This is a genomic window from Pseudomonas frederiksbergensis (assembly GCF_003732275.1).
Classification (GTDB): Bacteria; Pseudomonadota; Gammaproteobacteria; order Pseudomonadales; family Pseudomonadaceae; genus Aquipseudomonas; species Aquipseudomonas frederiksbergensis_H.
The window spans coordinates 158,056-179,283 of record NZ_MOBM01000010.1; the positions used below are offsets into that span (position 1 = coordinate 158,056).

A 21,228-nucleotide genomic window follows, 5' to 3' on the forward strand; every position below is an offset into this window, starting at 1 on the left:
AACGAGGAATATCCATGCAAGTTTCTGTTGAAAATACTTCTGCTCTTGAGCGCCGCATGAGCATCACCGTGCCGGCTGAGCGCATCGAGACTCAGGTCAACAAGCGTCTGCAGCAGACTGCCCAAAAGGCCAAGATCGCTGGCTTCCGTCCAGGCAAAGTGCCTATGAGTGAAATCAAGCGCCGTTTCGGTGCTGATGCACGTCAAGAAGCCGTGGGCGATGTGATCCAGTCTTCCTTCTATGAAGCTGTTGTTGAGCAGAAGCTGAACCCGGCTGGCGCTCCTTCGATCGAACCTAAATCGATGGAAGCTGGTAAAGATCTGGAATACGTCGCAATTTTCGAAGTGTTCCCGGAGTTCACCGTTGCCGGTTTCGAAGGTATCACCGTTGAGCGCCTGAGCGCTGACGTGGCTGATGCCGATCTGGACAAGATGCTGGAAGTCCTGCGCAAGCAGAACACCCGTTTCGAAGTGGCCGATCGCGCCGCTCAGAACGAAGACCAGCTGAACATCGATTTCGTCGGCAAAGTCGACGGTGAAGTGTTCGCTGGCGGTTCCGCCAAAGGCACCCAGCTGGTGCTGGGTTCCGGCCGCATGATCCCTGGTTTCGAAGACGGTCTGGTCGGCGCTAAAGCCGGCGAAGAGCGCGTTCTGAACCTGACCTTCCCAGAGGACTACCAGAACCTCGACCTGGCAGGCAAAACCGCTGAGTTCACCGTCACCGTGAACACCGTTTCCGAGCCTAAACTGCCAGAGCTGACCGAAGAGTTCTTCGCTCAATTCGGCATCAAGGAAACCGGTCTGGAAGGCTTCCGTACCGAAGTTCGCAAGAACATGGAGCGCGAACTGCGTCAGGCGATCAAGTCCAAGGTCAAGAATCAGGTTATGGACGGTCTGCTGGCCACCAACCCGATCGAAGTGCCAAAGGCTCTGCTGTCCAACGAAGTCGACCGTCTGCGCGTGCAGGCTGTTCAGCAGTTCGGCGGCAACATCAAGCCTGACCAACTGCCGGCCGAGCTGTTCGAAGAACAAGCCAAGCGCCGCGTTGTGCTGGGTCTGATCGTGGCTGAAGTGGTCAAGCAATTCGACCTCAAGCCTGACGAAGCCCGCGTTCGCGAGATGATTCAGGAAATGGCTTCGGCTTACCAGGAGCCTGAGCAGGTTGTGTCTTGGTACTACAAGAACGACCAGCAACTGAACGAAGTCCGTTCGGTTGTGCTGGAAGAACAAGTTGTGGATACTGTTCTGCAGAAAGCTAGCGTGACCGACAAATCGGTCTCTTACGAAGAAGCGGTCAAGCCGGTAGAAGCTCCACAAGCCGACTGATTGTTTTTGCGGTAAGAAGTACACACCATAAGCCAGCCTTCGTGCTGGCTTATGCGTATTCAAGACATAACTATTTGGGAGTGACTGCAGAGCATGTTCCGTAATTCGTATATTCAGCAGAACTCTGATATCCAGGCCGCAGGCGGCCTGGTCCCGATGGTTGTCGAGCAATCTGCTCGTGGCGAGCGCGCCTATGACATCTACTCGCGCCTTCTCAAGGAGCGAGTGATTTTTCTGGTTGGTCCGGTAGAGGACTACATGGCCAACCTGATCTGTGCGCAACTGCTGTTCCTTGAAGCGGAAAACCCGGACAAGGACATCCATCTCTATATCAACTCGCCGGGCGGTTCGGTGACGGCGGGTATGTCGATCTACGACACCATGCAGTTCATCAAGCCAAACGTGTCGACCACCTGTATCGGTCAAGCGTGCAGCATGGGTGCGTTTCTACTGACGGCCGGTGCCCAAGGCAAGCGTTACTGCCTGCCGAACTCGCGTGTGATGATTCACCAGCCACTGGGCGGTTTCCAGGGCCAGGCCTCGGATATCGAAATCCATGCCAAGGAAATCCTCTTCATTCGTGAGCGTCTCAACACGCTGATGGCCAAGCATAGCGGGCGTACTCTTGAAGAAATCGAGCGCGATACCAACCGCGATAATTTCATGAGTGCAGAAGCAGCGCGTGAATACGGGTTGATCGATGAAGTGATCAACCAGCGCCCTGCTTAAAATAAGCAGCTCAAAATAAGGTTGGTCGGCGGGTCCGATCACCAGCGGGCTTGAAAAAGCCCGCAATAGCCTTCATCTTGTGTTGCAAGCCTATCGGATTTGGATCGAACGAATGACTGACACCCGCAACGGCGAGGACAACGGCAAGCTGCTCTATTGCTCCTTCTGTGGCAAAAGCCAGCATGAAGTACGCAAATTGATTGCCGGCCCCTCGGTCTTTATCTGCGACGAGTGCGTCGACCTGTGCAATGACATCATCCGTGAGGAGGTGCAGGAAGCCCAGGCCGAAAGCAGCGCGCATAAATTGCCTTCGCCTAAAGAAATCAGCGGCATCCTTGATCAGTACGTGATTGGTCAGGAGCGTGCGAAAAAGGTTCTGGCCGTAGCGGTGTACAACCACTACAAGCGCCTGAACCAGCGTGACAAAAAGAATGACGACGTCGAACTCGGCAAGAGCAACATCTTGCTGATCGGCCCGACAGGCTCGGGTAAAACCCTGCTTGCCGAAACACTGGCCCGCTTGCTGAACGTTCCGTTCACGATTGCCGACGCAACCACCCTCACCGAGGCGGGTTATGTCGGTGAAGATGTCGAGAACATCATTCAGAAGCTGCTGCAGAAGTGCGATTACGATGTAGAAAAAGCCCAGATGGGCATTGTCTATATCGATGAGATCGACAAAATCTCGCGCAAGTCTGACAACCCGTCGATCACCCGGGATGTTTCCGGTGAAGGCGTGCAGCAGGCCCTGCTCAAGTTGATCGAAGGCACGGTCGCTTCCGTTCCGCCTCAGGGTGGTCGCAAGCATCCGCAGCAGGAATTCCTTCAGGTCGACACCCGTAACATCCTGTTCATCTGCGGTGGTGCGTTCTCCGGTCTGGAAAAGGTTATTCAAAACCGTTCCACCAAGGGTGGCATCGGTTTCAACGCGGAAGTTCGCAGCAAGGAAGAAGGCAAGAAAGTCGGTGAGTCCCTGCGTGAAGTCGAACCTGACGATTTGGTCAAGTTCGGTCTGATCCCGGAATTCGTCGGTCGTCTGCCGGTACTTGCCACGCTGGACGAGCTTGATGAGGCTGCGTTGATGCAGATTCTCACCGAGCCGAAAAATGCTCTGACCAAGCAGTATGCCAAGCTGTTCGAGATGGAAGGTGTGGACCTGGAATTCCGGGCCGACGCGCTGAAATCGGTCGCTAAACGTGCGCTGGAACGTAAAACCGGTGCCCGTGGGCTGCGCTCGATTCTCGAAGGTGTATTGCTCGACACTATGTATGAAATCCCCTCGCAGTCCGAGGTGAGTAAAGTAGTGATCGATGAAAGCGTTATAGAAGGCAAGTCCAAGCCACTGTATATCTACGAAAACAGTGAGCCGGCTGCCAAAGCAGCGCCAGACGCCTAAGCGTCACACTGCTGAAATAAAGAAGGGGCCTTCGGGCCCCTTTGCTTTTAACGCGTTTTAACAATTTATTTGCGCTTGTTTTTTTTGAAAACAGCCCCCATCTTGGTTTCAAGCTTACTTCCATCTGTTTACGGCCTTATGGCCGCCGTAGAGGCGAAATCATGAAGACAACCATCGAATTGCCTCTCCTGCCATTGCGAGATGTCGTGGTTTATCCGCACATGGTTATCCCGCTGTTCGTGGGGCGCGAGAAATCCATCGAAGCCCTCGAGGCAGCGATGACGGGCGACAAGCAGATCCTTCTGCTGGCTCAGCGAAATCCTGCTGACGACGATCCCGGTGAAGAAGCACTTTATCGCGTAGGTACCATCGCTACCGTTCTGCAGCTGCTCAAGCTGCCTGACGGCACGGTCAAGGTTCTTGTCGAAGGCGAGCAGCGGGGCGCCGTGGAGCGCTTCAGCGAAGTCGACGGCCACTGTCGTGCCGAAGTTTCGCTGATCGACGAAGCCGACGCGCCTGAGCGCGAGTCGGAAGTGTTTGTCCGCAGCCTGCTGGCTCAGTTCGAACAATATGTGCAGCTGGGCAAGAAAGTCCCCGCTGAAGTCCTGTCGTCGCTTAACAGCATCGATGAGCCAGGCCGCCTGGTGGACACCATGGCTGCGCACATGGCCCTGAAGATCGAGCAGAAGCAGGAAATCCTCGAAATCATCGATTTGTCGGCCCGGGTCGAGCACGTTCTGGCGTTGCTGGATGCCGAGATCGATCTGCTGCAAGTCGAAAAACGCATTCGTGGCCGCGTTAAAAAGCAAATGGAGCGCAGCCAGCGCGAGTACTACCTGAATGAGCAGATGAAGGCCATTCAGAAAGAACTGGGCGACAGCGACGAAGGCCACAACGAAATCGAAGAGCTGAAAAAGCGTATCGATGCCGCTGGTCTGCCGAAAGACGCGTTGGCCAAGGCTCAGGCCGAACTGAACAAACTCAAGCAAATGTCGCCAATGTCCGCGGAAGCGACGGTGGTGCGTTCGTACATCGACTGGCTGGTTCAAGTGCCGTGGAAGGCCCAGAGCAAGGTGCGTCTGGACCTCGCTCGTGCCGAAGACATTCTCGACGCCGACCATTATGGTCTGGAAGAAGTCAAAGAGCGGATCCTCGAATACCTCGCCGTGCAGAAGCGCGTGAAGAAGATTCGTGGTCCTGTGCTGTGCCTGGTTGGTCCTCCAGGGGTGGGTAAAACCTCTCTGGCGGAGTCGATCGCTCACGCCACCAACCGCAAATTCGTCCGCATGGCCCTCGGTGGTGTGCGCGATGAGGCGGAAATTCGTGGTCATCGCCGGACTTATATCGGTTCGATGCCAGGAAGATTGATTCAAAAGATGACAAAGGTAGGCGTCCGCAACCCGCTGTTCCTGCTCGATGAAATCGACAAAATGGGCAGCGACATGCGTGGCGATCCGGCGTCGGCATTGCTGGAAGTGCTCGATCCCGAGCAGAACCACAACTTCAACGATCACTATCTGGAAGTCGATTACGACCTGTCCGATGTGATGTTCCTGTGCACCTCCAACTCCATGAACATTCCGCCGGCACTGCTGGACCGAATGGAAGTGATTCGTCTGCCGGGTTACACCGAAGACGAGAAGATCAACATCGCCGTCAAATACCTTTCGCCGAAGCAGATTACGGCCAACGGTCTGAAGAAAGGCGAGCTGGAATTCGACGCCGAAGCAATTCGCGACATCATCCGCTACTACACCCGCGAAGCCGGTGTACGTGGGCTGGAGCGCCAGATTGCCAAGGTTTGCCGCAAGGCAGTCAAAGAGCATGCGATGGAAAAACGCTTCTCGGTGAAGGTCACTGCCGACATGCTCGAGCACTTCCTTGGTGTGCGTAAATTCCGCTACGGTCTGGCTGAGTCGCAGGATCAGATCGGCCAGGTAACAGGCCTGGCGTGGACCCAGGTGGGCGGCGAATTGCTGACCATCGAAGCCGCGGTCGTACCGGGAAAAGGCCAGTTGATCAAGACAGGTTCCCTGGGTGACGTGATGGTCGAATCGATCACCGCAGCCCTGACCGTTGTCCGCAGCCGTGCGAAGAGCCTGGGGATTCCTCTGGACTTCCACGAGAAGCGCGACACACATATCCATATGCCTGAAGGGGCAACGCCGAAAGATGGCCCTAGTGCCGGCGTAGGCATGTGCACGGCCCTGGTATCAGCATTGACTGGCATTCCTGTGCGCGCAGATGTTGCCATGACCGGCGAAATCACCTTGCGCGGTCAGGTGCTGGCGATCGGTGGTTTGAAGGAAAAACTGCTGGCTGCTCACCGTGGCGGAATCAAGACGGTGATCATTCCTGAAGAGAACGTACGCGATCTGAAGGAAATTCCTGACAATATCAAGCAAGATCTACAGATTAAACCAGTTAAATGGATTGACGAGGTCCTGCAAATTGCGCTGCAATACGCGCCGGAGCCCTTGCCGGATGTGGTTCCGGAGATCGTTGCAAAGGATGAAAAACGCGAGTCTGACTCTAAGGAAAGAATTAGCACGCATTAGTACGCATTTGCCTGGGGGGCTTGTTGACAGTTTTTTAGAGCCCTTGTTATAAAGCGGCTCTTAAGTGTCTGTAGGCCATTCAGCACTCGTTTTTTTGCTTTCACCAAAAAACTTAGAATCAAACTCAAATAGATATAAGGGGACTTAGAGTGAACAAGTCGGAACTGATTGATGCTATCGCTGCATCCGCTGATATCCCGAAAGCTGCTGCTGGCCGTGCGCTGGACGCTGTAATCGAATCCGTCACTGGCGCTCTCAAGGCTGGCGACTCTGTTGTTCTGGTTGGTTTCGGTACCTTCTCCGTGACCGATCGTCCAGCTCGCATCGGTCGTAACCCACAGACCGGTAAGACGCTGGAAATCGCCGCCGCCAAAAAACCAGGTTTCAAAGCCGGTAAAGCACTGAAAGAAGCTGTCAACTAAGTTCGATTCAGGTTTTTGCCTATCCGGGTCGGGGTCATTCCTGACTTGGCAGCGGAGCGGTAGTTCAGTCGGTTAGAATACCGGCCTGTCACGCCGGGGGTCGCGGGTTCGAGTCCCGTCCGCTCCGCCAGTTACGAGAAGGCGCATCCTCGGATGCGCCTTTCTTCTATCCGGATTCTACCCACGCTCCACGGTTGCCTAATTTTGAAGTTCAACCGTTTCTGGGGGACGCATGCTGCAGAATATCAGGGACAATTCACAAGGCTGGATTGCCAAGACCATTATCGGGGTCATCGTTGCATTGATGGCTTTGACCGGTTTCGACGCCATTTTTAAGGCCACGACGCACAGCAATGATGCGGCCAAGGTCAATGGCGAAGAAATCAGCCAGAACGAGCTGAGCCAGGCGGTCGATATGCAACGCCGTCAGCTCATGCAACAGCTGGGCAAGGATTTCGATGCTTCCTTGCTCGACGAAAAAATGTTGCGCGAATCGGCCCTCAAAGGCCTGATCGATCGCAAACTGCTGCTGCAAGGTGCAGAAAAATCGAAATTCGCTTTCTCCGAAGCGGCTTTGGATCAGGTGATCCTGCAAACGCCTGAATTCCAGGTGGAGGGCAAGTTCAGCGCCGAACGCTTCGATCAGGTGATTCGTCAACTCGGTTATAGCCGTCTGCAATTCCGCCAGATGCTGGCTCAGGAAATGTTGATCGGTCAGCTGCGCGCTGGCTTGGCCGGTAGCGGCTTTGTCACCGATGCACAGGTTCTGGCCTTCGCCCGTCTGGAAAAACAGACCCGCGATTTCGCCACCTTGAACGTCAAGGCAGATCCTGCGGCGGTGAAACTGACTGACGACGAAGTCAAAGCCTACTACGACGAACACGCCAAGGAATTCATGACGCCGGATCAGGTGGTCATCGATTACCTCGAATTGAAGAAAGCGTCCTTCTTTGATCAGGTCAGCGTCAAGGACGAAGACCTGCAAGCGGCGTATCAGAAAGAAACCGCGAACCTGTCCGAGCAACGCCGGGCTGCGCATATTCTGATCGAAGTGAACGATAAGGTGACCGAGGCGCAAGCCAAGGCCAAAATCGAAGAAGTGCAGGCGCGTCTGGCCAAAGGCGAGACATTCGAGGCCCTGGCCAAGGAATTCTCCCAGGATCCAGGCTCGGCGAACAATGGCGGTGACCTCGGTTATGCAGGTCCAGGCGTCTACGATCCAGCGTTTGAAAAAGCCCTGTATTCGTTGGCCAAGGATCAGGTTTCGGAGCCGGTTCGCACTGACTTCGGTTTCCACCTGATCAAGCTGCTGGGCGTTGAAGCCCCCGAAGTGCCGACGTTTGCCAGCCTGAAAGACAAGCTGACCCGCGAGCTGAAAACCCAGCAGGTCGAGCAGCGTTTCGTCGAGGCGACCAAGCAATTGGAAGACTCTTCGTTCGAGGCCTCCGATCTGGCCCAGCCAGCACAGGACCTGAAGCTGACCGTCCACACCTCCGCGCCATTCGGCCGTGAAGGTGGCGAAGGTGTTACGGCCAACCGTGCCGTGGTGACCGCTGCGTTCAGTCCTGAAGTGCTGGATGAGGGTGCCAACAGCACCGCCATCGAGCTGGACCCGGAAACCGTGATCGTGCTGCGCGCCAAGGAGCACCGCAAGCCTGAGCAACTGCCGCTGGAAAGCGTGGCTGCCAGCATCCGTGTGCAACTGACCAAGGAGCATGCCAGTGCTGCCGCCAAGACCAAGGCTGATCAACTGATCGTCAGCCTGCGCGATGGCAAGACTGCCCTGGACAAGGCGATCGATGGCCAGAACTGGAAAGTGACTCAAGCTGCGACTCGCGCTCAGGAAGGGGTCGACCCAACTGTGCTGCAAGCGCTGTTCCGCATGCCGAAACCGGTTGCCAAAGACAAGCCGACCTTCAGCAACGTGACCCTGGCCGATGGTAGTCTGGTGATCGTACGTCTGAACGGCGTGAACGAAGCCGCTGCGCCGACCGAAGAAGAGAAGGCTCAATACCGTCGCTTCCTCGCCTCGCGCATTGGCCAGCAAGACTTTGCGGCCTACCGCAAACTGTTGGAAAGTGAGGCTGAGATCAAGCGTTACTGATGCTTGACTGAGCTTTGCGCGACACAAAGACCCCGGCCGAAAGGCTGGGGTTTTTTATGGGTGATACAAAAGCGGCATAAGGTACCCGTCGCCTGCTTATTTACCGCGCGACTTTTTCCTGTCAATGACAGTCGGTAGACTTGTATCTGTTTTAAGACACTAAACGGTACGCCGCTAAGCATCGATCTGTTGCACAATACGCCCCGAACCGTTTTCCTCAGGATGTTCAATGTTTAAATCAATTCCCATGCGTGTTTTCGGGCTGGCCTTGGTGCTGGCCGCCGCTGCCGGTTGTTCGTCGAAGAAGGCCGCCATCTATGAGCATGAGAACTTCGACGATTCCGGAACGTTCTCGCGCAACTACCCGGTGACCGATGCGCAGACCTGCGAGGCCGCCCGTCGGGCTTTGCTCAGCCAGGGCTACATCATCACCAGCAGCGACCCGAAACTGGTCAGTGGACACAAGAGCTTCCAGCAGACTGGCGATACCCACATGGAGATCAGCTTCAGTGTGGTCTGTGCCGATGACGGCAGCGAGGGGCACCACGCGACCATGTTCGCCAACGCTCTTCAGGACCGTTATGCGCTGAAGAAGACCAACAACTCCGCCAGCCTCGGCGTGGGTGTGTTGGGCTCGGTATCGATGCCGATCGGCTCGTCCGATGACTCGATGGTAAAAGTCGCCAGCGAAACCGTATCCTCGGCGAAGTTCTACGAGCGTTTCTTTGCCCTGGTCGAGTTGTTCCTGCCGCCGGAAGCGAAGAAGGCTGCGCACATCATCGAGAAGCCGAAAACCGACTTGGGTGTGCCTGAAGCGAAGGTTGCACCGGCTCAGTTGGCGCCGACTCCTGAACCTGCTCCAGCACCTGCCGAAACCGCTCCGGCCTCTTCGGAGCCTGTTGCGCCGCCTGCTGAATCGGCGCCGATTACCCCGGCGCAGGGCAGCGAGCCGAGTTCGTCCACGGAATCGGGGACTCCACCAGCGGATTCAAGCACCATGCCGGCACCGACCGAGCCAATTTCGGCCATGCCTGCCTCCGGCCAGTAATAGGCTGATGTTACGGATCGGGTCAGACGACTTCGATCCAGTAACACCTTCCAAGATTGATCCACATCAAATCGAGCTGTATTCCTACGGCTCGTATCGAAAAAATCCTGTGATAAATTCCTGACCACCTGCTACGTTTTATTCAGTAGCGATGTAGTGTCATGTGCCCGTCATTTTTCTTTCATGCGGGCACTTTATGCTCGGGGCGCTGGTCATTTATTCAGGCGATTTTTTCAACAAGCGATGGGGGTTTAATAATGGACGATTATCAAGAAGAACTGCTCGAGTATCAGGCGTTTGAACTGGACCCGCTGGAACCGGCCGAAGACGCTACCGAGCTTTAGGGGACGCTGAGAACGCCCCCTAACCTTACGCGGATTGGCGATGACTGCGGCGAAACTCGCCGGGGGTCTGGCCGTTCCAGCGTTTGAAGGCCCGTTGGAAGGCTTCGGCTGAGGCAAAACCCAGCAGGTAGGCGATTTCCCCGAACGCCAGTTCGGTGTCGCGGATGTAGGTCATGGCCAAGTCGCGGCGTGTATCGTTGAGAATTGCACGAAATTGCGTGCCTTCCTCGGCGAGTTTGCGACGTAAGGTCCAGGTTGGCAGCTTCAGGCGTGCCGCCACTTCTTCCAGGTCGGGTTCCCGGCCACCATTGAGCAACGGCCCCAGTAACTGAGTGATGCGTTCACGCAGGCTGCGGGTGCGTGTCAGTTGCTCCAGTTCCCGTTCACACAGTTGCAGCAGGTGCCGCCAGGTGCTCGGGCAGTGTTCCGGGTTGCGCTGGGCGAGGCTGTCCAGGCTCAGGCGCAGTTGATTCTGTTCGGCGCCAAACTGAATCGGACAATCCCCCAACACGGCGTACGCCTCGCGGTAATCCGGCGCTGCAAATTCGATCTCGATCCGTTCGGCGCGTAGCGGGGCAGGGCTTACGCTGGATAATTGCTGCAACCAGCCGGCGATGATCGAGTCCACCACGAAGCGGTTGTAGGCGTTATAGGGGCTGATGGAATAGAACCGCAGCCAGGCGCCTTGGGCGTCTTCGTGAAAGCTCGACTGGCCGCGATAGTTGGAGCCGTACAGTGCTTCGAAGCGAATCAGGCAGCGCGCCGCTTCCCGCACGGTGGGGGCTTGGGCGGCGGTGACTCCGGCCAGGCCGGCCTGGCTCAGGCGACTGAGCTGGCCCATGCGCAAACCCAATGCCGGGTCGTCGGTCAGTTGAATGGCGCCGTGACCCAGGCGCATGTAGCGCGGGATCGAGAGACGGGCGCCGGCTTCGGCCAGTCGTGCGGCATCGAGGCCGTATTGTTCGAGCAGTGGTTGTGGGTCCAGGCCATGGCTGCGCACGGCGTCGGACAGGCTATGGACGAAGCTCACCGACAAATCCCCGAGGCGCATCGGCTGCGGTTTCATCGGCTTACAGCCAGAGGTTCAGCAAACGCGCGCCCCGGGCATCGCCGTCGGCGAATTGTTGCCCGTTGCTGCTGAGGAAGCTTTGACCGGCGCTGCCCTTGTCCCAGAACTGACCGCGCAGGAACACGCTCATGCCGGCGATGGCCTGGCTGCCGGACGGTTGGGCAATCAGCGTCAACCGATGCCAGGCCTGACCTTCACTGAGTTCGCCAGCCTTGAGGCTCACAGAGTTTGGCGTGGACTGGCCTTTGTAGCCGCGCCACGGTTGATCCCAGGACCCGCGTCCGACGACGAACGCCGGGACCGCCACCAGTTGTGCGCCTTGATCGTCGAGTTTGCGATAGTTGTCGGGGTACCAACTGTCGCTGCCGATCAGCACGCCCAGGCGTCCGGCCGGTGTATCGACGACGTTGATCGTGTGCTCGGAATTGGCTTCGACAGTGTCGCGTCCAGCGAAAGTCGGGTGCATTTGCCGCTGCGGCTGGCCGATCGGTAAACCGTCGCGACCGAACACTACGCTGCTGTTGTACAGCGCGCCGTGACCAATCTTCAGGGTACCGTCGCTGACGCTCGGCTCGGGCAACACGATGGAACCGGCCACCAGCGTCACGTGGAAGTCTTTCGCCAGGCCGCCGAACAGTGCCTGGTAATCCCTGGCCATTTTCTTGGCTTTCATCCGCAAGTGCGCGTCGTCGAGGCGGCTGCCGCTCTCGGCACTGATCAGGGCGCGAATGAACTGCAACGGGTTGCTCACCGCCAGCCAGTTCATGGCTTCCTTGAGCGTAGTGGCCTGGTACAACTCGTCTTTTTCGCCGCTGATCATCAGCCAGGTGCCAACATGTTCGGGCAGTACGACGATGGTCTTTTCATTCAGCAGGCCCTGATCCTGAGCCTTCTGCAAGTAAGCCGCGAGTTTGCGATGCAGGCGTTCGGGGCTTTGATAGTCGGTGGGGAATAGCTCGGGCTGGATACCCAGCAGATTGCCGCGATCGGCGGGGGTGCCCTGATCGACCGCGAGACTGATGCGCAGGTCCGACAGGTAATGACCCACCGGACGGTCCGCGGCCCACATCGCGTAGGTCGTGAGGGCGGCGATCAACGCCATGGAGAAGGTCAGGTACAAAAGTTTGCGCATGGGGAAACAGTCAACGGCCGTGTGCAGGCATGGATTTTCAACGAATTTGAGATCCAAGGTAAACTAAATCAACCGGTTGCATCCATATTTTCCCATAGACAGAAATTTTTTTTTCACACGAAATGGTTTCTTGTAGCTTCTTGAGCACCGTATGTGAGACCAAGGGGACGTGAAAAGGGTAGGGTGGAAAACTCTGCCTATTACGACGACATTCGGCTGCAAGGCGGCGAGCATCCAACGGCGTCTTAGGCTAAATACGTTGAAGTAGAGTTGGGGTAAGCGGAGGGAGAAGAGCTATCGGCTACGTACTAGCATTCTTCTGTCGACTCAAGGCGACGGATGGGAGCGTTTAGATAGCTATTGCTATTTCGAGTGCGAAACTTAATGTCGCTAAAGCTAATTGTCGTCGATGTCGAAAGGCTGTTGAATGGGGCTGGCTCCCATCGATTTGACAATAGCATTGAGTGTTTCGGTGTTCGTCAGATAATGATTACGCAAGCGCCTTTGGGGCCTCAGGTAATTGTGAATTCGTGATGTGGCAGCGCGTACGGGGCCGCTTTGATTACGCTCCCTTATTACTCGCTGAACTTCATCAATTTTAAGGACAGCCAAGCCCTCTATTGCGTCAGGGTGTTCGGCAGGAAGAGGATTGAGCCTTTTACTCTCGATCAATCCAGCAATAACCACTGCTGATAATCCAGAGTTTGTCCGCAAAGCGGTAGCGGTGGTATACAATCGTAAATGTTCAAGAATTTTTCTGGCATCATCAGTTGTCACGTACACCCTTTCCAATTTGATGAAGCTGACTGCCTCAGTTTCGATGAAGCGAGCGTGGATTAGGCGCGATGTATGACCGGTCGCAGTCTAAACTTCAGATATAGTGACATGCCTGTTTCTCCACGCGATAGCTTGCGTCATTCCTTCAGGAGTGCAAAGTTCTCGACGCTCTGCACCTTGCTTTTGCTGATAGGGAGTTGTATGTAGAATTCCTAGTTTTCTAAGTTCTAAGATATCCTTTGACGGCATGTTCAGGCGCAGGCCAGCAGTCTGAAAATTTACAAGACCTTCTCTGGGGGGAAGGGCTTGTGTGAAGCCCAATTCATGTTTATCCAGGCGTATTCGAAGATCCTCTGTTAAGTGTTTACGCTGATAGACCAATAGACGGTTAGCGTAAAGAGTGGTGCGAACTGTTATTGGAATGAGTCCGGCTAGCATTTGTTTTAGAGGGCGACCATTGAGCCCGCTTCTACGAACTAATTCTGAGCGGAGTACATATTTATCGTTGAAGTCCTTAATCAAGTGTGCGGCCGTAACTAATCCTAATGGCCAGTGCGTTTTGAAGCCTTTTAATAGTCCCGTATTTATCAGTCTCCTCACGGTTCGCGTATTGGTCTGAAGAAGGTCTGCTGCCATCTGTAATCCAATGTGTTCAAAATTTTCAATGGGCTCGCAAGGCTCATCTTGTTTTTCCCATAGCAGATTTTCTTTGGTGTACAGAGATTTGCATAGTTCTGGGCATTTATATTTTGTCTTGTCTTGCCTTGTATTGATACTGGTGACGGTTGTGATAAGCACTGACTATGATTGATTGAATGAAGTTCGTAGCCTTGGCAGTTAAATACAAGCTGCAGCTCTTCGTTATTAAATTGAAGCTCTCCACAACGGCAAGCCGCGGAATGACTTTGAGGTTTTGATTGAGAAGCGCTGAATAAGTACTCTAAAGCATATTCGCTGAGGGTAGGCTCTGGACTCAGCAAAAACGGAGCCAATATTGCCCGCCTGTGAAGGCTCAGAAACTGATCCTGGATTTTCTCTATTTCTCTGAAAAAAAATGATTTGTTACGTGTGGCAATGCGTGCGCAGCTTTCTAATATGGCTGATCGATCAATAATGTCGTGAGCAAAGCTCATAGCAGACAATGCTGCGATTAGAAGTGAGAAAAATTTCTGATTTTTTTCCTCGAGGGCAGTGCTCATGAGTTTAGATGTGCTTGTGTTGAACAGGGTTTTTGGTGCTTGGCGCAGATCGAATCCACATGGGCAAATATAATTATTTAGGGCCAGCCAGTCGAATTTTACCCCACACTCAGGGCATCGATAAATGAACTGTTCACCGTGTATGGAGCATATGTCGCAAAAAGAAAGTGAGTGTAAGCGGTGAAGGTGTCCGTCTCGCGCGCAAGACGGGCACAAGGCAAGCTCGGATCGTAGGAGTACCGACGGAAAAATCAGGCCGCCAATCTCGACACGTAATAAGTCGTCGCCGCGATTTGTTCTATGAAAGCATTCTCGAATGTCAGCTTTTTCACGTATGGAGAATCCAGAATGATTGGTTAAAAGCTCGCAAGGAGGGTGGCCTTCCCACAGTCCATTGATCATTTTTCGGTACTGATTTTTCTGATAAGCGTCTCTAAGCAAGTGCTTGGTCGATATGCCATTGCCGGCTGCGCATCGGAAAATTAATGATAATGCGCTTTCTTGAGGTCTTGGCAGTGGGTAATAGGTAAGGGCTGTCATCCTTTTTTCCTCTTTTTCGAGGTTTCCGCAATTATTTTTTTGAGCTCGCTGGCCGGCATCTCAAATGAATTTTTCCCCGTTAGGCGCGCAGCTATTTTGATCCGTCGCCATCCGATAATTAAATCTTCGGTCAAGAATGTTTGGTCGTTACGACTTAGGGCGTTCAGTAGTGACTCTTTGATGATACTAAACAGGCCCCGAAAATTGCCGCCCGTCGCTGCGTAGAATGCGAGTATCATTTTTTCATCAGTCATGGGTGGCGCTACAGAAAATCCCATCTCGGATGTGAAGTAATTGGCATAGACTCTAAGTATTTTACGGAAAATGTTCCAATCATCTTGTGTCTTTAGAGAAAAAGGGTGTAAGTAGGCGCGGTAAGGGAAGCGATCTGCTAATGCGCTATGCGTGTCGAGAGATCCTTCGATATTGAATTCCCCAACCAACAGGATGGCACGCTGAAATGAGTCACTTAGTACTTTAGCGAAGTCAGCGGCAAGCTTTATCGCTTTCGCCGTTTCCGTTCTATAAAGGTGCGGCCACTCATCCAAAATCAATAGTTGAGTTTGGCACTTGTCTAGCTTGCTAAAGAGGCAAGCCTCCAGCGCTTCTTGGTTTTGCCATGGCCTATAGGCGCCAAACTCCCTGAGCATTCTAGTCATCAACGATTTTACTGTTGCGTCATTAGGGACCCGGCAATAGGCTACTGGCATAATCAGTTGCTCATCCCCGTTGACTCTCATGAAGCTGGCGGCTGGGTACTCGGATATTAGCTGAGAGCAGATTCGGCTTTTGCCAGTGCCGGAATCGCCTAACAAGATTGCTCCGCTGCTATCCCCAATTACGCCGGCCGACTCGATGGCCCGATGAATCGTGTCAAGAGCATTGGAATATTCGGGGTGAAGAATAGTGAGTGTGGCCAGTCGCCTGATTTTAACTTTTTGTTCCGGACTCATCTTCGGTTCCTCCCCTCGTAAAGAAGGCGCGGAACTCAGTTTCGTCCGGTGGTGTTACCCCTGTAATAATGTCGTCTAGCGAGGCGTTTTTAGATACAATATCCGGTTCGGGCGCAGTAGTTCTACCTTTCCAGGATTTGATTGTTTTTATATTAGCCTTCTTGCATATTTCGATATACTCATTGAGCTCATACAGCGCAATGAGGGCATCGTCGGCATTGAATGCTTTTTTCTCCGTCAACAGCCGTTTCATGACTAATTTATGGTCACTCAAAGTTAGCCCATTCTGGTATTCCGGTCGCAGCGCTGTTGCAGGATGCCAATCATCTGGGGTATCTGGGTGGGCAACCCATACTATCCCGAGATCACAAGGGTTAAAGTAAACGATTGCATTTTGCTTCGCTTTGAGTCTTTGTCGTATTTCGGGTAGTCCATCCCCAAACCAGGTCAAATTTTCGCTTGTGACTCGACCACCGCTCAGACGCAATTCCCATCGGCTAACGCATAGCGATTTAAGCTCTTCCTCAGTGTAGCGCTCGGCAGGGGGTGCCAATCGGCACAATTGCTCTTTTCTCTCGGCGGGGCTGGTATACAATGAGTCGTGCCAGGTGTTGTGGTAGATCTCTAGCCAACTTGCGTAGCCGATGCGTAGTTGCTCTAGCGTTAGAATTGCTCGCTGGTTCGAATCATAGTCACCACGTGCATCCGGTGATTCTTTGGTGGTCCCCGGCAGATTGTTACAAAAGCCGGTGCTGACCGTTCCAAAAAATCGTTCAATTGTTGCCTTGGCATCGGGAGTACCCGCTGGTACGTAATCAGGATCGATTCCTAGTGTTTCGAAGGTGGTGATCGCCCAAGTATTCAGAATTTCTAAGCCACGATCGCCAACGACCCCCGCCATTTTTCCGTTTTTCAGGATTGCGCCGATGGTAGCGCGCATCATCTTCTCTGCACACGGTGCGCCCAGCGAAATATCCCAGCCGGAGTTCTCCCGCGTTGCAGGGACAATGTGAGCGGACAACAAAGCCCGTCCCGTGGCGCCAGTCTGCAGATCCTTGACGATGACGTTCATATTATGGGAGTCGAATATCGTGCATGAGTAGGGATCATCATCGATAAACAAAGCGCCGCTCGCTTTGTTGAGCCGTTTGGCCACTTTGGTTCCCTCGCGCTTCTCGGTCACGTAGTATCGATCTATAGCCAATACTCGACGCCTAAATGTTGCATAGGACGGCGCTTTAAGAGCTGGCGCGCCATACTTCTGACGATCGCTGTTCTCCTTCGCCATCTGACCTTTGAGCAGCTTGTGCGCATGAGTTAGTGAGGGACGCTCGGGACGCAAGTACACCGTTTCTATGTAGTGTCTCACCAACTCTTCGGTGGGCATCTGTATACGTTTTGGCCTGGGCTTCGCTTTTTTCCTACCTAGCGCAAGTTGATTGTGATTACCAATTGTGTATCTCTGCTTCCATCGCCACACGGTCGACACGCCTGGCGGATGTTCATCACCTATGTTTTTTGCGACCTGTTCGATCATCTTCTTTGCCGCCTCGCGCGGCAACTGACCTCCCAGTTGATTTAGACAGGCTTCGACGTACGTCTGACGGAGCCTAATCTGACATCTCTGCGCTTCTGGCATAGATATTAAACGTGCTGCGGGACTGATATCGACAGCAGCACGCTGATGTATGAACAGGTTGCCCTTGTGCTCCATGCTGGCAAAGTCGTTCCGTTCGATGAAACGACGGTACTTATGAACCAGCGAGCACATTGCGATAATGTTGTCATTGATGCTGATGACTTCATAAATCTGACCGTCAAGCTTGTACTGTGCACCCACTTTTGGATCACTGATATTCATCGCAACCCCCAGACAGTGGCGTATCCAGGGTCAGACGCTGGGATAGATCAAAGATTAGAAGTCGTTCAAACATGGCCCGATATATGGCGCGTTCGCGAACTTCGGCAGAGTGTGTCAGAAGCTGGCGTAAGGTAATCGGGAAGCTCAGCGTTGATAGCATCCGCAAGCAGCCACCAAATTCGTCAGCCCCGACATTGAAGGAATGAAAGTATAGAAATTTTAAGTTTCTGAGCCGATCGGCTTGCCGAATGCACTTGACATCTGCGAAGTTCAGGTGGCTTCCCTGCTCTCTCAGTAATGCCTGTGCGCTACGCAGGGTGGCCCAGACTCGATCCGACAGCTCCTCAAAGTTCAGTTTGACTTCAGTATAGTAATGGTGATTTGCGTTATCGATTCGAAAGTCGGGCCAATACCGGCGCAACCGGCCGTCGACTTCGAGTTGTAACTCACCAGGTTGGCTGCAATAGCGCACTACCATCGGATCATATTCCAAGTGCACGCAGTAATCAGCCTCGAGAACACTGTGGCAGACCACCTGAGCATGTGTTTTACGCGAAGGAAAGAATAACAAGTGTTTGCCGTAACCGTTTCTCTTGGCAACGTTGCGAACCTCGATGGGCTGGTTCATTATTGAACTCCAAATGAACTGAGTGTTGCTTCATTAGGCGTTGTGAGCGCGCTTAGGGAACATCACCACTCTGGATGTTGCTCGGTCGCTCACTCCCTCTTTCCGACATGCAGTTTGTTGAATGCGCGCAGGCTAAGTTGGAGGAAACTATGCGCCGCCTCCCTAACGAATAGCTGACAAAGCGGAAGCGGGCGTTGGTAATTGCGGTGTTAAATCTGCGATTAATCGTCTGCTGAATGTGTTGTTGGAAATGATTGTGAGATCCGATGTGATGTTATTTAATGTACGCTTATCGAGCGAAGTTTGGTATGTATGCTGACGCAAGTAGGTACCATAAATCCATTTGCCGCTTTTGGTCGGAGGTTTAAATTGACTGTAAACTACTTTGAAAATTATATACCGAGCCGCCACAATAGTGCTCTGCTTGTCGAGTTGCTCAGAGGTCCATTCTTGTAAGAAAGATAGATAAAAGCTTTCTATGTTAGAGAGGTGATTTGAGCATTGGCTAATTAAATCGTATTTAACATTAGTGAAATAGCCATCACCGGATTCGTTCGGGGCGAAAATTTCTGGTGTGTAGTGATGAAGCCGGCAGTTGTCTATCAAAGTAATTGAGTGTGGCTGCGTGTTGTACTGTACCACTTGCAGATAATGTTTCAGACTGACGCAATAAGCGGATCTCAGTACTGCCTCGCATTCAATTGATCGGTCGCTTTTCAGGGGTGGGGGATTAATGATGAAGTTTTGGCACCGACGCTGACGCGGCCACTGTACTTGGCTTTCTTCGAGATTTAGCGGCTTAGATGTGATGATCATTTTGCGATCTCCACTTATGTATATATCTCGATGCATCAGAAACCTATGGAAATATTGGTACAGGAAATGTGTGTCGTCAACTGACAGGCGACAATCGGTATTTTTCCTTAAAATACAAAAGTATAGGTATGGTGATGGTGGCCAATGTTCGTGTTTTCGTACCCAATACGGGATATGGCTGGGGATGGAATGGCTATATGCGAATGCCGTCGCATATGAAGTGTTGACACTTTTCTACGGATGATGGCACATCCTCCGGGCCTGGCTTACAACCGGCCGAACCCAGGTCTTCGGATTGAGTGTTGGCGCGAATGTAAAGTAGGAAACCAAGGCGGGCGTTGACTTCTCACTACCTTAACCAGGCAGCAAGGACTAAGAGATCGTTAAACTTGCACCCTAGCCATTATGCGTGCTGCTGTAGAAGAGAGTTTCTAAAATCTCGCGAGTATTTATGACGCTGTTCTAAGTTTTCGTGCACATGTTCGATGTCCAGCAATGTACCTGCGTGTCCCGTCGTTGAAGTAGTCTTGTTTCTTCTCGACTTTGGCTTGCGCAATCTTTAATTCCTCGGACTGTTGAGAAGTTTGGGCTAGCCCTCCTAATGCCGTTCCTTCTGGGTTTTAAGTTCTGTTTCCAGTTTGTCGATCCTGCGCTGGCAATGATCAAGAGCGCTCTGCGTTTTCGCTATTTGTAGAAGAAGTTGCTTCTTTTCAAGTGAAAATTGAGTTTGAGCCTTAATCAGCTTTTCTTCAGCTTCATCTTTAAGTTGCTCACTCAGGCCTTGAATCAGATGCACTAGTGGCTCGGAGAGTCGCTCTAACGCGCCCTTGGGTGGAGCTTCAAGTTCTTTGAGGTAGCGGGAGATAGTGGTTTTTGAGCCAGTATTGCCGAGCTCCGTGCGTACAGCCTTGATAGTGGGGTTTTTACCGTGAGCTATCAAGGCTGTTTTCGCCTTTTGCACCATCTGCCTAGTAATGCCGTTGCGAGCCATCACTCCTCCTACGATTTTGTACTGTATTACGTTGCATGTAATTACATGTTAAATGGTGTTAGATTAAACGCTTGTTTGTGCAGGTCATTGACGTGGGATAATTGAGCGTTATCCCGGGTGATGACCGTTCATCGTGTTGAGTGGTGCATTTTGGGTATGATTGAGGGAGCGCCAGCGATTGTTAGGAAGCTCTTGATCGCTCGTCTCACTGCTTCCAGCCGCGATAACCGCAACCTGCTTTTTTACGATTTTTCCCTATCGGTCGGTCATGTATCACGCCTGTTCGCGCACCAGACGACGGCATTCGCTACGTACAATAATACGATACAGAGAAAAAGTATGCGGGTGTCTTTTAGTGATGCGGCCAATGGCTGTTTGGCCGGTGTTTATCTGGGCGTCCGCACCGTGATGTGAGGCCAGTAAGCGGGCGATTTCTTGCAGTTTGCTATTTGTCAGTGAACGGCTTTGGGTTTTTGAGTTAATCGGGCATCCCGTGAGGTGCTCAAAGGGTTTTGATGGGACTTAAGCAAGGGGTCGTCGGTCTGATTGCTGAGATCGCGGGATCGAGAAAGGGCTTGCCGCGTTGGGAGACAATAGCGCCTTGAGTGCACACGGAATTCCGCTGGTGTCCTTTGCGTGAGACTTGCAGTATCTTGGAGTTCACTACTGCGAGCACTGTTGCCACGGCACTACAAAGGGGTGGCCGCAATGTTGTGAGCGGTCTAGTGAATCACTGAGCTCCATTTCTGGCGGGTGCCCCAAGATGACTGTCAGCCCTTAAAGTACGGGACCTACCAGTGGTTTGAAGAAACCTCAGAGGAGCTGCCACTCGATTCGAGTGAGATCGAGGTGCGCTTGGCCATCGCCGAGTTCGTGATTCGCCGCGTCGCTGGAACGCCCGCCGGAGAAGACATCTTCAATGGTTTGCTCAAACTCTTCGAAAACCGTTACCCCCATCACAAACTGCTCTCGCATTATTTGATCAGTCCAGGATGTTTGGTGCCGGAAACCGAGGCCGTTGCAGCCGAGGCCGCGGCAGAGGAAATCAGCCTGGGTTTCGGCGAACTGGATAAAAAACTCCGGGGTAACCTCGGCCATCCGGCTGAAAGCCTAGAGTCGTCGGGTCCGCTGGCGGGAGACTTGGTTTGCAGCTCACGCGGGCGGCATCGTCGGAAGAAGTGATTCCCCTGCCATCGCCAGACGCCATGATTCGATAGATGCAACTTCTGCCCCCGAGATCCGTTGCGGTCGTAACCTTTGTTTCCTGTGGGGCGTTGGCTATATGTCAGTACCGATGCAAAACTGACCCACCCTACCGGTTGAAAACTGACCCACT

The 21,228-nt window shown here is 53.2% G+C and carries 19 protein-coding genes and 1 tRNA gene; 10 read left to right on the forward strand and 10 right to left on the reverse strand.

What is annotated here, in order from left to right:
- Positions 1-14: 14 nt before the first annotated feature.
- The 8 genes from tig (at position 15) to BK662_RS07520 (ending at position 9,582) form a co-directional block, all read left to right on the forward strand.
- The gene (gene tig / locus BK662_RS07485; protein WP_123357539.1) at positions 15-1,325 is read left to right on the forward strand and encodes a trigger factor; all 1,311 of its coding nucleotides are present in this window, start codon (positions 15-17) and stop codon (positions 1,323-1,325) included.
- 93 nt (positions 1,326-1,418) lie between these two features.
- The gene (gene clpP / locus BK662_RS07490; protein WP_007901795.1) at positions 1,419-2,054 is read left to right on the forward strand and encodes an ATP-dependent Clp endopeptidase proteolytic subunit ClpP; all 636 of its coding nucleotides are present in this window, start codon (positions 1,419-1,421) and stop codon (positions 2,052-2,054) included.
- 112 nt (positions 2,055-2,166) lie between these two features.
- A complete protein-coding gene (clpX, locus tag BK662_RS07495; RefSeq protein ID WP_007946893.1) occupies positions 2,167-3,450 on the forward strand; it encodes an ATP-dependent Clp protease ATP-binding subunit ClpX in 1,284 nt (427 codons plus the stop codon).
- 161 nt (positions 3,451-3,611) lie between these two features.
- Positions 3,612-6,008: an endopeptidase La gene (gene lon / locus BK662_RS07500; protein ID WP_030130871.1), complete on the forward strand. Its 2,397-nt coding sequence runs from the start codon at positions 3,612-3,614 to the stop codon at positions 6,006-6,008.
- 149 nt (positions 6,009-6,157) lie between these two features.
- On the forward strand, positions 6,158-6,430 hold the full coding sequence (locus BK662_RS07505; RefSeq protein ID WP_002552737.1) for an HU family DNA-binding protein: 273 nt from the start codon (positions 6,158-6,160) through the stop codon (positions 6,428-6,430).
- Between the two features lie 53 nt (positions 6,431-6,483).
- Positions 6,484-6,560 (forward strand) — tRNA-Asp (locus BK662_RS07510).
- A gap of 102 nt (positions 6,561-6,662) precedes the next feature.
- Positions 6,663-8,534, forward strand: coding sequence for a SurA N-terminal domain-containing protein (locus BK662_RS07515; protein ID WP_123357540.1), 1,872 nt, complete (start codon positions 6,663-6,665; stop codon positions 8,532-8,534).
- Between the two features lie 229 nt (positions 8,535-8,763).
- The gene (locus BK662_RS07520) at positions 8,764-9,582 is read left to right on the forward strand and encodes a DUF2242 domain-containing protein (RefSeq protein WP_123357541.1); all 819 of its coding nucleotides are present in this window, start codon (positions 8,764-8,766) and stop codon (positions 9,580-9,582) included.
- Between the two features lie 369 nt (positions 9,583-9,951).
- On the opposite strand, the gene BK662_RS07525 is transcribed toward BK662_RS07520, so the two are convergent.
- The 10 genes from BK662_RS07525 to BK662_RS07555 form a co-directional block, all read right to left on the reverse strand.
- A complete protein-coding gene (locus BK662_RS07525) occupies positions 9,952-10,992 on the reverse strand; it encodes an AraC family transcriptional regulator (RefSeq protein WP_123357542.1) in 1,041 nt (346 codons plus the stop codon).
- 4 nt (positions 10,993-10,996) lie between these two features.
- Positions 10,997-12,127: a carbon-nitrogen hydrolase family protein gene (locus tag BK662_RS07530; RefSeq protein ID WP_123357543.1), complete on the reverse strand. Its 1,131-nt coding sequence runs from the start codon at positions 12,125-12,127 to the stop codon at positions 10,997-10,999.
- Between the two features lie 396 nt (positions 12,128-12,523).
- Positions 12,524-12,904 carry a hypothetical protein gene (locus BK662_RS34590; protein ID WP_148057916.1) on the reverse strand — a complete coding sequence of 127 codons (381 nt, stop codon included), beginning with the start codon at positions 12,902-12,904 and terminating at the stop codon, positions 12,524-12,526.
- Positions 12,905-12,991: 87 nt separating this feature from the next.
- Positions 12,992-13,540 (reverse strand): hypothetical protein, encoded by a 549-nt coding sequence (locus tag BK662_RS34595; RefSeq protein WP_148057917.1) that lies wholly within the window; start codon positions 13,538-13,540, stop codon positions 12,992-12,994.
- The gene (locus tag BK662_RS07535; RefSeq protein WP_123357544.1) at positions 13,501-14,643 is read right to left on the reverse strand and encodes a TniQ family protein; all 1,143 of its coding nucleotides are present in this window, start codon (positions 14,641-14,643) and stop codon (positions 13,501-13,503) included. The genes BK662_RS34595 and BK662_RS07535 overlap by 40 nt, the downstream gene beginning before the upstream one ends.
- Positions 14,640-15,596, reverse strand: a complete 957-nt coding sequence (locus BK662_RS07540; RefSeq protein WP_123357545.1) for a TniB family NTP-binding protein — start codon at positions 15,594-15,596, stop codon at positions 14,640-14,642. Before BK662_RS07540 ends, BK662_RS07535 begins: the two co-directional genes overlap by 4 nt.
- On the reverse strand, positions 15,574-17,457 hold the full coding sequence (locus tag BK662_RS07545) for a TnsB C-terminal domain-containing protein (protein ID WP_123357546.1): 1,884 nt from the start codon (positions 17,455-17,457) through the stop codon (positions 15,574-15,576). Before BK662_RS07545 ends, BK662_RS07540 begins: the two co-directional genes overlap by 23 nt.
- Positions 17,444-18,085, reverse strand: coding sequence for a hypothetical protein (locus BK662_RS07550; protein ID WP_123357547.1), 642 nt, complete (start codon positions 18,083-18,085; stop codon positions 17,444-17,446). Before BK662_RS07550 ends, BK662_RS07545 begins: the two co-directional genes overlap by 14 nt.
- 162 nt (positions 18,086-18,247) lie before the next feature.
- Positions 18,248-18,901, reverse strand: a complete 654-nt coding sequence (locus tag BK662_RS34600; RefSeq protein WP_148057918.1) for a hypothetical protein — start codon at positions 18,899-18,901, stop codon at positions 18,248-18,250.
- 598 nt (positions 18,902-19,499) lie between these two features.
- The gene (locus tag BK662_RS07555; RefSeq protein ID WP_123357548.1) at positions 19,500-19,892 is read right to left on the reverse strand and encodes a DNA-binding protein; all 393 of its coding nucleotides are present in this window, start codon (positions 19,890-19,892) and stop codon (positions 19,500-19,502) included.
- A gap of 120 nt (positions 19,893-20,012) precedes the next feature.
- Between BK662_RS07555 and BK662_RS07560 the strand changes: the two genes are divergently transcribed.
- Positions 20,013-20,306, forward strand: a complete 294-nt coding sequence (locus BK662_RS07560) for a hypothetical protein (protein ID WP_123357549.1) — start codon at positions 20,013-20,015, stop codon at positions 20,304-20,306.
- A gap of 441 nt (positions 20,307-20,747) precedes the next feature.
- Positions 20,748-21,074, forward strand: coding sequence for a hypothetical protein (locus BK662_RS35160; RefSeq protein ID WP_259695884.1), 327 nt, complete (start codon positions 20,748-20,750; stop codon positions 21,072-21,074).
- The last annotated feature ends 154 nt before the right edge of the window (positions 21,075-21,228 follow it).